15 protein-coding genes are annotated in these 12,572 nt (G+C 58.7%); 14 read left to right on the top strand and 1 reads right to left on the bottom strand.

Features of this window, described 5'->3' with window-relative positions:
• Positions 1-185 precede the first annotated feature (185 nt).
• Genes rluC through sppA form a run of 3 tightly spaced genes read left to right on the top strand, consistent with a single transcriptional unit; the run spans position 186 to position 2,813 of the window.
• Complete coding sequence (gene rluC, locus ACZ9IM_RS09640; protein WP_008014368.1) at positions 186-1,148, top strand: 23S rRNA pseudouridine(955/2504/2580) synthase RluC; 963 nt, start codon at positions 186-188, stop codon at positions 1,146-1,148.
• On the top strand, positions 1,135-1,797 hold the full coding sequence (locus ACZ9IM_RS09635) for an HAD-IA family hydrolase (RefSeq protein ID WP_476223781.1): 663 nt from the start codon (positions 1,135-1,137) through the stop codon (positions 1,795-1,797). The genes rluC and ACZ9IM_RS09635 overlap by 14 nt, the downstream gene beginning before the upstream one ends.
• Positions 1,798-1,823: 26 nt before the next feature.
• Positions 1,824-2,813 carry a signal peptide peptidase SppA gene (sppA, locus tag ACZ9IM_RS09630; RefSeq protein WP_476223780.1) on the top strand — a complete coding sequence of 330 codons (990 nt, stop codon included), beginning with the start codon at positions 1,824-1,826 and terminating at the stop codon, positions 2,811-2,813.
• Between the two features lie 67 nt (positions 2,814-2,880).
• Here the strand turns inward: sppA and ACZ9IM_RS09625 are convergent, their stop codons facing one another.
• Complete coding sequence (locus tag ACZ9IM_RS09625) at positions 2,881-3,459, bottom strand: Maf family protein (protein WP_476223779.1); 579 nt, start codon at positions 3,457-3,459, stop codon at positions 2,881-2,883.
• A 105-nt stretch (positions 3,460-3,564) separates the two neighbouring features.
• Here ACZ9IM_RS09625 and ACZ9IM_RS09620 point away from each other — a divergent pair, with 105 nt between their 5' ends.
• From ACZ9IM_RS09620 to ACZ9IM_RS09570, 11 genes are all read left to right on the top strand, one after another.
• Positions 3,565-4,092, top strand: coding sequence for a YceD family protein (locus ACZ9IM_RS09620; protein ID WP_004371317.1), 528 nt, complete (start codon positions 3,565-3,567; stop codon positions 4,090-4,092).
• A gap of 13 nt (positions 4,093-4,105) precedes the next feature.
• Entirely contained in the window at positions 4,106-4,288 is a 183-nt protein-coding gene (rpmF, locus tag ACZ9IM_RS09615) for a 50S ribosomal protein L32 (protein WP_003179396.1), read from the top strand.
• A 4-nt stretch (positions 4,289-4,292) separates the two neighbouring features.
• A complete protein-coding gene (plsX, locus tag ACZ9IM_RS09610; protein WP_476223778.1) occupies positions 4,293-5,303 on the top strand; it encodes a phosphate acyltransferase PlsX in 1,011 nt (336 codons plus the stop codon).
• 124 nt (positions 5,304-5,427) lie between these two features.
• Positions 5,428-6,366, top strand: coding sequence for an ACP S-malonyltransferase (gene fabD / locus ACZ9IM_RS09605; RefSeq protein ID WP_427625904.1), 939 nt, complete (start codon positions 5,428-5,430; stop codon positions 6,364-6,366).
• A gap of 16 nt (positions 6,367-6,382) precedes the next feature.
• Positions 6,383-7,126 carry a 3-oxoacyl-ACP reductase FabG gene (gene fabG, locus ACZ9IM_RS09600; protein ID WP_305425726.1) on the top strand — a complete coding sequence of 248 codons (744 nt, stop codon included), beginning with the start codon at positions 6,383-6,385 and terminating at the stop codon, positions 7,124-7,126.
• Positions 7,127-7,317: 191 nt separating this feature from the next.
• Positions 7,318-7,554 (top strand): acyl carrier protein, encoded by a 237-nt coding sequence (acpP, locus tag ACZ9IM_RS09595; RefSeq protein ID WP_003175607.1) that lies wholly within the window; start codon positions 7,318-7,320, stop codon positions 7,552-7,554.
• A 108-nt stretch (positions 7,555-7,662) separates the two neighbouring features.
• Positions 7,663-8,907, top strand: coding sequence for a beta-ketoacyl-ACP synthase II (fabF, locus tag ACZ9IM_RS09590; protein ID WP_008067780.1), 1,245 nt, complete (start codon positions 7,663-7,665; stop codon positions 8,905-8,907).
• On the top strand, positions 8,907-9,722 hold the full coding sequence (gene pabC, locus ACZ9IM_RS09585; protein WP_476223777.1) for an aminodeoxychorismate lyase: 816 nt from the start codon (positions 8,907-8,909) through the stop codon (positions 9,720-9,722). The genes fabF and pabC overlap by 1 nt, the downstream gene beginning before the upstream one ends.
• 3 nt (positions 9,723-9,725) lie before the next feature.
• Positions 9,726-10,940, top strand: coding sequence for an endolytic transglycosylase MltG (gene mltG, locus ACZ9IM_RS09580; RefSeq protein ID WP_427625906.1), 1,215 nt, complete (start codon positions 9,726-9,728; stop codon positions 10,938-10,940).
• A gap of 19 nt (positions 10,941-10,959) precedes the next feature.
• Positions 10,960-11,592 (top strand): dTMP kinase, encoded by a 633-nt coding sequence (gene tmk / locus ACZ9IM_RS09575; RefSeq protein WP_476223776.1) that lies wholly within the window; start codon positions 10,960-10,962, stop codon positions 11,590-11,592.
• Positions 11,585-12,571: a DNA polymerase III subunit delta' gene (locus ACZ9IM_RS09570; protein WP_008067787.1), complete on the top strand. Its 987-nt coding sequence runs from the start codon at positions 11,585-11,587 to the stop codon at positions 12,569-12,571. The genes tmk and ACZ9IM_RS09570 overlap by 8 nt, the downstream gene beginning before the upstream one ends.
• Position 12,572 lies beyond the last annotated feature (1 nt).

Below are 12,572 nucleotides of genomic sequence, written 5' to 3'. Positions count from 1 at the left end.
ACTGCAAACTCTGCCGTTACGTAGCGAAAGCCCCGTAGGACGGCCTCTCGTCCTCGTGAATTGCGTTGGTCAGGGCCGGTTTTTGACCGTTAGTCCGCTGTCCAGGCCACTTTTGGCGGCGTTCGCGACTATAGCAGCAATGATTAAGTGCTTCAATTCCATAAAAAATTGTTATCATCCGCACCATGACGACTACTGCCCCTTCGACCCCAGCCGTACAACTGCTGGAGGTCTCGCCGGAATATGCCGGCCAACGTATTGATAACTTCCTTCTCGCTCGGCTCAAAGGCGTGCCCAAGACCTTGATTTACCGCATTTTGCGCAAGGGCGAAGTGCGGGTGAACAAAGGTCGGATCAAGCCCGAATACAAGCTGCAGGCGGGCGATATCGTGCGCGTGCCGCCGGTTCGCGTGCCTGAGCGCGATGAACCCGTGCCATTAGCCCAGGGTTTGCTGCAGCGGCTCGAGGCCTCGATTGTCTACGAAGACAAGGCGCTGATCGTGGTCAACAAGCCTTGCGGCATTGCGGTTCATGGTGGCAGTGGCTTGACCTACGGCGTGATTGAAGCCTTTCGTCAGTTGCGTCCGGATTGCAAGGAGCTCGAACTGGTTCATCGTCTCGATCGTGATACCTCCGGCCTGCTGATGATTGCCAAAAAGCGCAGCATGTTGCGCCACTTGCACACGGCATTGCGCGGCGATGGCGTCGATAAGCGCTACATGGCGCTGGTGCGCGGCAACTGGGCGGCCTCGATCAAGCAAGTCCGTGCGTCGCTGGGCAAGAGCAATCTGCGCTCCGGCGAGCGCATGGTCGAGGTGGACGAGGAGGAGGGCAAGGAGTCTGTGACCGTGTTCAAGGTCCTGCGTCGTTTTGGCGACTTCGCTACCCTGATCGAAGCCAAGCCGATCACGGGTCGCACTCACCAGATTCGCGTCCATACTCTGCATGCCGGACATTGCATTGCTGGTGATACCAAGTACGGCGATGAGGGTTTCAGCAAAGAGATTCGTGATCTCGGCGGCAAGCGTCTGTTTCTGCACGCGTACATGCTGACGGTGCCGTTGCCTGATGGTGGTGAGCTCAAGTTGCAGGCGCCGGTCGACGAGATGTGGGCCAAAACCGTGGAGCGCTTGAGTGCACCCTACTGATTACAAGCTGCTGATTTTCGATTGGGACGGCACGCTGGCTGACTCCATTGGTCGGATTGTCGAGGCGATGCATGTCGCGTCCGAGCGGTCCGGTTTTCAGTTGCGTGATGATTTTGCCGTCAAAGGCATTATCGGTCTGGGCTTGCCGGAAGCGATTCGCACCCTGTACCCCGAGATTGGCGACACCGAGCTGATAGCATTCCGTCAGCACTATGCGGATCACTACATTGCGGCGGAGGCCGAGCCTTCCCCGCTGTTTGAGGGTGTTGTCGAGTCTCTCGAAGCGTTTCGTGTCGAGGGGTATCATCTGGCAGTAGCGACCGGCAAGGCTCGTCGTGGGCTGGATCGGGTGCTGAAGTCTCACGGTTGGGAAGATTATTTCGATATCACCCGTGCTGCTGACGAAACCGCCAGCAAACCCCATCCGTTGATGCTTGAGCAGATTCTCGCCCATTGCGAGGTTCGCCCGGAGCAAGCGCTGATGGTTGGCGATTCGTCGTTCGACCTGCAGATGGCGCGCAATGCGGGCATGGATTCGGTGGCGGTCAGCTATGGCGCTCAATCGATCGACGCCTTGAAGCTATTTGAACCGAAACTGGCCATTGATCGTTTTTCAGAGTTGCACGCCTGGCTGAATCAGCGGGTTTAATTGGTTTTTTTGCTGGGGTACATGGCATGACCGACGAATGGAAAGCGCCCGCCAAGGCGAGTGCGGAAAGCGGTGACGAGAAAAGCTGGAAGCTGCTGGAAAAAACCTTGCTGGCTGGTGTGCAGGAACAGCGCCGGTCCCGTCGCTGGGGGATATTCTTCAAGTCGCTGACTTTTTTGTACCTGCTCGGCGCGTTGATTCTGTTATCGCCGTTGATAGGCATGGAGAAAGGCGCGAGCCTCGGCTCTGGCTACACGGCGCTGATTGATGTGACGGGTATGATTGCCGACAAAGAGCCGGCCAGTGCTGACAATATCGTCGGCAGTCTGCGTGCAGCCTTTGAGGACAAGAAGGTCAAGGGTGTGATTCTGCGGATCAACAGCCCTGGCGGCAGTCCGGTGCAGTCGGGTTATGTCTACGACGAAATCCGTCGTTTGCGCGGCTTGAATCCAGATACCAAGGTTTATGCGGTGATCTCGGATCTGGGTGCTTCCGGTGCCTATTACATCGCTAGCGCCGCGGATCAGATCTACGCCGACAAGGCGAGCCTGGTGGGTTCCATCGGTGTGACGGCGGCCGGTTACGGTTTTGTCGGGACCATGGAGAAGTTGGGTGTGGAGCGTCGTACCTACACTTCTGGGGAGCACAAATCGTTCCTCGATCCGTTCCAGCCGCAGAAGCCCGCGGAAATCCAATTCTGGCAGAGCGTGCTCGATACCACCCATCAGCAGTTCATCAATAGCGTCAAGAAGGGTCGTGGTGATCGCCTGAAGGATAAAGAGCATCCGGAGCTGTTCTCCGGGCTGATCTGGTCGGGTGAGCAGGCCCTGTCGCTGGGCTTGATCGATGGGCTGGGCAATGCCAGTTCGGTTGCTCGTGATGTGATCGGTGAGAAAGAACTGGTGGATTTCACTGTTGAGGAGTCGCCATTCGATCGCTTCTCGAAGAAGCTCGGGGCCAGCGTGGCTGAGCATTTGGCGATGTGGATGGGCTTCCAGGGGCCAGCATTGCGCTGATCATCTGGCTGCATAAACAAACCGGCCCGAGTGGCCGGTTTTTTGTGCGAGCGCGGTTGTAGCGGCTTTAGGGGATTTGCACGCCTTCAGCCAGCAGCATATCGATCAGGCGAATCAATGGCAGGCCGACCAGGCTGGTGGCGTCAGGGCCTTCGGTGCTTTGAAACAGGCTCACCCCCAAACTTTCGGCCTTGAAGCTGCCAGCGCAGTCATAGGGCTGTTCAGCGCGCAGGTAGCGTTCGATGCGCGCTGCGTCGAGTGCGCGCATGTGCACGGTAAAGGGCACGCAGTCGACCTGGCAGTGGCCGGCTTGACTATTGAGCAGTGCCAGGCCGGTCAGGAAGGTCACGCTGGCGCCGCTGGATGCCAGCAGTTGTTCGCGGGCCTTTTCGAAAGTGTGAGGTTTGCCGATAATCCGCTCGCCGAGTACGGCGACCTGATCCGAGCCGATGATCAAATGGGCCGGATGACTGCCTGCCAGTGCACGGGCTTTTTCTTCGGCGAGACGCTTTACCAGTTCGACGGCTGACTCGTCCGGGCGATGGCTTTCGTCGATATCCGGCGAGCTGCACGTGAACGGCAGCTGCAAGCGGGCCAGCAGTTCCCGGCGATAGGACGAGCTTGAAGCGAGTAATAAAGGCAGCATGCGCATCTCCAAAAGGGCAGGGGCGAATTCTAGCGCAGGCTCAAGTGACGGACAGGGCTGAATTTCCTTTGACATGGCTGGGGGCATCCCTATAATGCTGCGCCTATGTTGAATGACCCGATTCCACCTCACGTTGACCCGCGCAAATTGGCTGACCGTGGCACCACCCTTCAAGGTGAACTGCTGCTGGCCGATTTGGAGAGACTCTGCGACCCGCTTTCCGATACTGTCGGTACGGTGCAGGCTAAATTCGTTTTTGAACGAGATGAACGTAAATCTGTGGTAATTCACAGCTTTATCGACACCGAAGTCAAAATGGTTTGCCAGCGTTGTCTTGAGCTGGTCACCCTGCCGATCCATAGCGAATGCAGTTATGCTGTGGTGAAGGAGGGTGCGAATACCCAGTCGTTGCCGAAAGGTTATGACGTGCTGGAACTGGGCGAAGATCCTTTGGATCTGCAGTCACTGATCGAGGAGGAGCTTCTGCTCGCCTTGCCCATTGTGCCTGCTCATCATCCGGAAGAATGCCAGCAGCCGGCGGGTCTCGATGAGCCCGAACCGAGCGAGGACGAGGTAACGCGGTCCAACCCGTTCAGTGTATTGGCGCAGTTAAAGCGTGACCCAAACGTTTAGGAGTTAATCAATTATGGCTGTTCAGCAGAACAAAAAATCCCGCTCTGCCCGTGACATGCGTCGTTCGCACGACGCTCTCGAGGCTAGCACCCTGTCTGTAGAAAAAACCACCGGTGAAGTTCACCTGCGTCACCACGTATCGCCAGAAGGCGTATACCGTGGCCGTAAAGTGATCGACAAGGGCGCTGACGAGTAATCACTTGTCCGCTCAAGTCATCGCGATTGACGCAATGGGCGGGGACTTCGGTCCCCGCAGCATTGTTCAGGCCAGCCTTGCTTGTCTGTCTGCTACACCCTCGCTGCACCTGACCCTTGTCGGTCAACCCTCCCTTCTTGAAGAACTGCTCTCTAGCCAATCGGCTGTGGATCGCTCGCGCCTGTCGATTGTGCCGGCGTCCGAAGTCATCACCATGGACGAAAAACCTGCCCAGGCCTTGCGTGGCAAGCCCGATTCGTCGATGCGCGTGGCGCTGGAGTTGCTGCGAGACGGCAAGGTCCAGGCCTGTGTCAGTGCCGGCAATACCGGCGCGCTGATGGCATTGTCACGGTTTGTGCTCAAGACCTTGCCGGGCATCGATCGGCCGGCAATGATCGCGGCTATTCCAACGCAGAAGGGCTACTGCCAGTTGCTCGATCTGGGTGCCAATGTCGATTGCACTGCCGAGCACTTGTTGCAGTTCGCAGTGATGGGTTCGGTCGCGGCAGAAACCCTGGGTATCGTTCGCCCGAGGGTCGCATTGCTGAACATCGGTACTGAAGACATCAAGGGCAATCAGCAGGTCAAGCTGGCGGCTACGTTGTTGCAGAATGCTCGTGGCATCAATTACATCGGGTTTGTCGAAGGTGACGGCTTGTACCGTGGCGAGGCGGATGTGGTGGTGTGTGACGGCTTTGTCGGCAATATCCTGCTCAAGTCCAGCGAAGGCCTGGCGACCATGATTGCCGGGCGCATCGAGGCGTTATTCAAGAAAAATTTCGCGTCCAAAGTGGTGGGTGCGCTGGCGCTGCCGCTGATGAAACGCTTGCAGGCTGAGCTGGCGCCGGCACGGCATAACGGCGCAAGTTTCCTCGGTTTGCAGGGAATTGTCGTGAAAAGCCACGGTTCGGCGGGGGTGCAGGGTTTTCAGAGTGCGATACAGCGAGCGCTGATCGAGATCCAGGAAAACCTGCCGGAGCGGCTTCATGGGCGCCTGGAAGATTTGTTGCCTTAGGCGTTTTCGTCGGACAATGCTTAAATGTGACCGCTCAGTTCAATGGGCCATCCAACTGTGAGTTTCTTGCGTTCCAGAAACGGGACGTCATTCTCCGACGACAAGATCATTAGGGGCTTGTTACATGTCTGCTTCCCTCGCATTCGTCTTTCCAGGACAGGGTTCGCAGTCCCTCGGCATGCTGGCCGAGTTGGGCGCGCAACATCCGGTGGTCCTCGAAACATTCAAAGAAGCTTCCGATGCTCTGGGTTACGACCTGTGGGCACTGACCCAGCAAGGGCCGGAAGAACAACTCAATCAAACCGATAAAACCCAGCCGGCCATTCTGACCGCATCGATCGCCTTGTGGCGTCTGTGGCTGGCTGAAGGCGGCGCGCGACCGGCGTACGTTGCCGGTCACAGCCTGGGCGAATACAGCGCCCTGGTGGCTGCAGGCAGTCTGAGCCTGGGCGACGCAGTGAAGCTGGTAGAGCGTCGCGGTCAGTTGATGCAAGAGGCTGTTCCGGCCGGGCAGGGCGGCATGGCTGCAATCCTGGGTCTGGAAGATGCTGACGTACTGGCAGCCTGTGCCGAAGCGGCGCAAGGCGAAGTGGTGAGCGCGGTCAACTTCAACTCCCCGGGCCAGGTAGTGATCGCTGGCGCCAAGGCGGCGGTCGAGCGCGCCATCGAAGGCTGCAAGGCACGTGGCGCCAAGCGCGCCATGCCATTGCCGGTCAGCGTGCCGTCTCATTGCGAATTGATGCGTCCGGCCGCCGAGCGGTTCGCCGAATCGATCGCAGCGATCGACTGGCAGGCACCGCAGATTCCTGTAGTACAGAACGTCAGCGCCAACGTGCCGGCGGATCTGGAAACCCTGAAGCGCGATCTGCTTGAACAGCTCTACAAGCCTGTACGCTGGGTCGAGTCGATCCAGGCGCTGGCGGCCAAGGGCGCGACCAATCTGGTCGAGTGCGGCCCTGGTAAAGTGCTTGCCGGTTTGAACAAACGTTGCGCTGAAGGCGTGTCGACCTCTAACCTCAATACCCCAGACGCTTTCGCTGCCGCCCGCGCAGCGCTGGCCTGAACAAGGAGAAGCTTGCATGAGTCTGCAAGGTAAAGTTGCACTGGTTACCGGTGCCAGCCGTGGTATCGGCCAGGCTATCGCTCTGGAATTGGGTCGTCAGGGTGCCATTGTTATCGGCACCGCGACTTCCGCTTCGGGGGCCGAGCGTATCGCTGCGACCCTGAAAGAAAATGGTATTCAGGGCACTGGCCTGGAACTCAATGTCACCAGCGACGAGTCCGTAGCGGCCGTGCTGGCGAGCATCCAGGCGCAATTCGGTGCGCCGGCGATCCTGGTCAATAATGCCGGTATCACCCGCGATAATCTGATGATGCGCATGAAAGATGACGAATGGCATGACGTCGTCGATACCAATCTGAACAGTCTGTTCCGCCTGTCCAAGGGCGTTTTGCGCGGCATGACCAAAGCCCGTTGGGGACGAATTATCAGTATTGGTTCGGTTGTGGGTGCCATGGGCAACGCAGGCCAAGTAAACTACGCTGCCGCCAAGGCCGGTCTGGAAGGTTTCAGCCGTGCACTGGCGCGTGAAGTCGGTTCGCGTTCGATTACGGTAAACTCGGTGGCCCCAGGGTTCATCGACACCGATATGACCCGTGAACTGCCCGAGGCGCAGCGTGAAGCCTTGCAGACGCAGATTCCGCTGGGTCGTCTGGGGCAAGCTCAAGAGATCGCGTCTGTGGTCGCTTTTCTTGCATCCGACGGTGCGGCTTACGTTACTGGGGCTACAATCCCGGTGAACGGCGGGATGTACATGAGTTAAATGTGACGGATTGCTTCAAAAAAATGTCATACGAGCTGTCTAAAATCCGTTATAAAGCTGCAATCTATTTATAGACAGAGGGTCGCCGGGTTTGAGGAGTGAAGCTTTCAGTTGAAAAACTGAAAAGTCTTTCTATACACTTACCCACCGGCCAGCTGCCTGAATTTGTCCATTAGGAGTGAAAACAAGGTATGAGCACCATCGAAGAGCGCGTCAAGAAAATCGTTGCTGAGCAACTGGGCGTTAAAGAAGAAGAAGTGGTCAACACTGCTTCCTTCGTTGAAGACCTGGGTGCCGACTCCCTTGACACTGTTGAGCTGGTGATGGCTCTGGAAGAGGAATTCGAGACCGAAATCCCTGACGAAGAAGCCGAGAAGATCACTACTGTACAAGCAGCAATCGACTACGTTACCAGCCACCAGGCGTAATAGTTTTTAGTCGTCGCTCGCTGTCATGGAAAAACCGCACTGCCATCCTGGCGTGCGGTTTTTTCTTTAGGCCTGATGCAAAGTCGTCATTTGAAAAAGGAGAGTGCTGTGTCGCGTAGACGCGTCGTAGTCACCGGTATGGGTATGTTGTCGCCACTGGGCACGGATGTGCCGAGCAGCTGGCAGGGCATTCTGGCTGGCCGCAGTGGCATTGGTCTGATCGAACACACCGACCTTTCTGCCTATTCCACCCGTTTTGGCGGCTCGGTAAAGGGCTTCAATGTCGAGGAATACCTGTCGGTCAAGGAAGCTCGCAAACTCGACCTGTTCATTCAATACGGTCTGGCTGCAGGTTTTCAAGCCGTGCGTAACGCAGGTCTTGAGGTCACCGACGCTAACCGCGAGAGGATTGGCGTGGCCATGGGCTCGGGTATTGGCGGTCTGACCAATATCGAAGAAACCAGCCGCACGCTGCATGATTCCGGCCCACGACGGATATCTCCGTTTTTCGTGCCAGGCTCGATCATCAATATGATTTCCGGTTTCCTGTCCATCCACTTGGGCGCACAGGGACCTAACTACGCCATCGCCACGGCGTGTACCACCGGTACGCACTGCATCGGCATGGCGGCACGCAACATCATGTACGACGAAGCCGACGTGATGATTGCCGGTGGGGCCGAGATGGCCGCATGTGGTCTGGGCATGGGCGGCTTCGGTGCCTCCCGCGCACTGTCGACCCGCAACGACGAGCCGACCCGCGCCAGCCGTCCATGGGACAAGGGCCGTGATGGCTTCGTGCTGTCCGATGGCGCCGGCGCACTGGTGCTCGAAGAACTGGAGCATGCCAAGGCCCGTGGCGCGACCATCTACGCCGAGCTGATCGGCTTCGGCACCAGTGGCGATGCTTACCACATGACCTCGCCACCGGCCGATGGCGCGGGTGCTGCGCGTTGCATCACCAATGCCTTGCGCGATGCGAAGATCAATAGCGATCAGGTTCAGTACATCAACGCCCACGGCACTTCGACCTCGGCTGGCGACCTTGCCGAAGCCTGTGCGATCAAATCCGTGTTCGGCGATCATGCCTACAAGCTGGCGGTCAGTTCGACCAAGTCCATGACCGGTCACCTGTTGGGTGCGGCGGGCGCGGTCGAGGCGATTTTCAGCGTGCTGGCAATCAACAGCCAGGTAGCACCGCCGACCATCAACCTCGATGAGCCGGACGAAGGCTGCGACCTCGACTTCGTACCCCACACCGCGCGTGGCATGGATATCGACGTGGTGCTGTCCAACTCCTTCGGATTTGGTGGTACCAATGGCTCGCTGGTGTTCCGCCGGTTCGCTGACTGATGGACAGCTGGGTCGACGGTCAACCGGCTGACGCTTTGTCGCTGAAGGATCGCGGCCTGGCTTACGGTGACGGTCTGTTCGAAACCGTTGCGGTCAAGGGCGGGCAGCCGCTGCTGCTGGATCGACATCTGTCGCGTCTGGCGGAGGGATGTTCGCGCCTGGCGATTGCCGCTGATCATCAACTGATCCGTGCAGAGCTGCTGGCCTATGCCGCCGCGTTGGGCGAGGGCGTGCTCAAACTGATCCTCACCCGCGGCGACAGCCTGCGCGGTTACGCCGTCGATCCCTCGGCTCAGGCTCGGCGCATTCTGCAAGGCAATCCTCCTGCTGCTTATCCGGCTGTTCATGCGGAGCAGGGCGTTCGGCTGTTTCCTTGTGCGACACGGCTTTCCAAACAGCCATTGCTCGCCGGTCTCAAGCATTTGAATCGTCTGGAGCAGGTCATTGCCCGTTCCGAATGGCAGGACACCGAGCATGCCGAAGGCTTGATGCTGGATCAGATCGGGCGGGTGGTCGAAGGTGTGTTCAGTAATCTGTTCCTGGTGCGCGATGGCGTGCTGGTAACCGCCAATCTCAAACGCTGTGGCGTGGCGGGTGTGATGCGTGCCGAATTATTGTTTCAAGCCAAGTCATTGGGGATTCCCACGCACATCACCGATATCACCCTCGAGCAGCTGCAATGGGCTGACGAGGTCTTTGTCTGCAACAGCGTGTATGGCGTTTGGCCGGTGCGCGCCTATGCCGCACTGAGCTGGCCGGTTGGGCCGCTCACCCGTAAACTCCAAACCATTGCCCGTGCGCTACTGGATGCTTGATTCGTGAGACGTAAATTCTTGCTGCTGCTGGAAACCGGATTGGTTCTGGCGGGGCTGTTGGCCGGCGCTTGCGCCTGGAAAATCGATTCGGCGCTGGAACAGCCGCTGAACATCGCCCAGGAAGAGCTGCTGGAAGTGCCCAAAGGCACTACGCCAAACCGCACCTTCCTTCGACTCGAAGCCGATGGCGTCATCAAAGACGCTTTCTGGCTGCGCGTGTATTGGCGCTTTAATCTGGCAGGGCAACCGTTGCACAGCGGTGAATACCGCATGGTGCCGGGTATGACAGTCAATGGGCTGATCGACCTGTGGAAGCGCGGAGAAATGGTGCAGTACAGCCTGACGCTGGTCGAAGGCTGGAATTTCCATCAGGTTCGCGCGGCCCTGGCCAAGGATGAAAAACTCGAACAGACCCTGAACGGTCTCAGCGACAGCCAAGTGATGGACAAACTCGGCCACAGCGGGATTTTCCCCGAAGGACGATTCTTCCCCGACACCTATCGTTTCGTGCGGGGCATGACCGACGCCGATCTGCTCAAGAAAGCTTACGACCGCCTCGATGAGGTCCTCCTCAAGGAATGGAACCAGCGCGCTGCCGACGTCCCTTACACCGGGCCCTATCAGGCGCTGATCATGGCCTCGCTGGTGGAAAAGGAAACCGGTGTGCCGCAGGAGCGTCGGCAGATCGCCGGCGTGTTCGTGCGGCGCATGGAGATGGGCATGCTGTTGCAGACCGATCCAACGGTGATTTATGGTTTGGGTGATCGTTACAACGGCAAGTTGACCCGTGCTCATCTCAAGGAGCCGACGCCGTATAACACCTATATGATTGCTGGGCTGCCGCCGACGCCGATTGCGATGGTGGGTCGCGAAGCGATCCATGCGGCGTTGAATCCGGCGGACGGCAACAGCCTGTATTTTGTCGCGCGCGGTGATGGCAGCCACGTGTTCTCCGATGATCTGGACGCCCACAACAATGCGGTGCGCGAGTTCCAGATCAATCGACGTGCCGATTACCGTTCCAGCCCTGCGCCGACTGTTACGCCGTCGACGGAGGATGCCCAGGCGCCAATCCCGGCGGCTTCGCCCAATACGGCGCCCGAAGAAATGCCGCCAGTAGCGCCGCAAGACTCTGAGCAAGGCTCTGCACAAGAGCCTGCACAAGAACCTGCGCCAGCACCCGAAGCGGATGCGCCTGCGCCGCAAAGCCCGCAATGACTCTGACTAAGGACTGCCTGTGACTGGCTTGTTTATTACCCTGGAAGGCCCGGAAGGCGCCGGCAAGAGCACTAATCGCGAATACCTGGCCGAGCGTCTGCGCGCTGCCGGGATCGAGGTGGTGTTGACCCGGGAGCCCGGCGGCACGCCCCTGGCTGAGCGGATTCGCGACGTGCTGTTGGCGCCGGTCGATGAGGTCATGAACCCCGACACCGAGTTGCTCTTGGTGTTCGCCGCGCGAGCCCAGCATCTGGCCGAGGTGATCCGTCCGGCGCTGGCCCGTGGCGCGGTAGTCCTGTGCGATCGCTTTACCGATTCGACTTATGCCTATCAGGGCGGTGGTCGCGGTTTGTCGCTGGAGCGCATTGCGACCCTCGAAACATTCGTCCAGGGCGATTTGCGCCCGGACTTGACGCTGATTTTCGATCTGCCGGTAGAAGTGGGTCTGGCCCGCGCCAGCGCCCGCGGTCGTCTGGACCGCTTCGAGCTCGAAGGCCGAGCGTTTTTCGATGCGGTGCGCACTGCCTTCCTCGAGCGTGCCAAGGCGGATCCTGCGCGTTATGTCCTGGTGGATGCCGCTCAGCCGTTGGCACAGGTTCAGCAGGCTCTGGATGCCTTGTTGCCACGTCTGCTGGAGCTGACCCGTGGCTGAAGCCTATCCGTGGCAGGACAGTCTTTGGCAGCAATTGGCCGGCCGTGCCCAGCACGCCCATGCCTATTTGCTGCATGGCCCGGCCGGGATCGGCAAGCGCGCGCTGGCCGAGCGTCTGATGGCCCATTTGTTGTGTCAGCGCCCGACCGCCCAAGACGCCTGTGGTGAGTGCAAATCCTGTCTGCTGCTGAAGGCTGGCAGTCACCCCGACAACTACATTTTGGAGCCGGAAGAAGCGGACAAGGCGATCAAGGTTGATCAGGTGCGTGATCTGGTCAGCTTCGTGGTTCAGACCGCGCAGATGGGCGGGCGCAAAGTGGTGCTGATCGAGCCTGTCGAGTCGATGAACATCAACGCCGCCAACGCCTTGCTGAAAAGCCTTGAAGAGCCGTCCGGCGATACTGTTTTGCTGTTGGTCAGCCACCAGACCAGCCGTCTGCTGCCAACCATCAAGAGCCGTTGCGTGCAGCAAGCCTGTCCATTACCAAGCGAAGCCATGAGTCTGGCCTGGTTGGCCAGCGCTTTGCCGGATTGTGCGCAAGAAGAGCGCATCGAGCTGCTTACCCTCGCCGCCGGTTCGCCATTGGCCGCGGTCAAATTGCAGGCACAAGGCGTGCGCGAGCAGCGGGCTCTGGTGGTCGAGGGCGTGAAGAAGTTGCTCAAGCACCAGCAATCGCCGACCCAGTTGGCCGAGGAGTGGAAAACCATTCCCATGTTGCTGCTGTTCGACTGGTTCTGCGACTGGTCGAGCCTGATCCTGCGTTATCAATTGACTCAGGATGAAGCCGGGCTGGGGTTGGCGGACATGCGCAAAGTGATTCAATACCTGGCGCAGAAATCCGCTCAGGACAAAGTCCTGAATATCCAGGACTGGATTCTCGCCCAGCGGCAGAAAGTGATGAGCAAAGCCAACCTCAATCCTGCGTTGTTGCTAGAGGCGCTGTTGGTGCAATGGGTATCCTTGCCTACCCAGAAGTGAC

This window comes from Pseudomonas sp. TE12508 (assembly GCF_056279485.1).
Note: the sequence above shows the minus strand (reverse complement) of the source record. Positions and strands in the feature narration are given on the sequence as shown.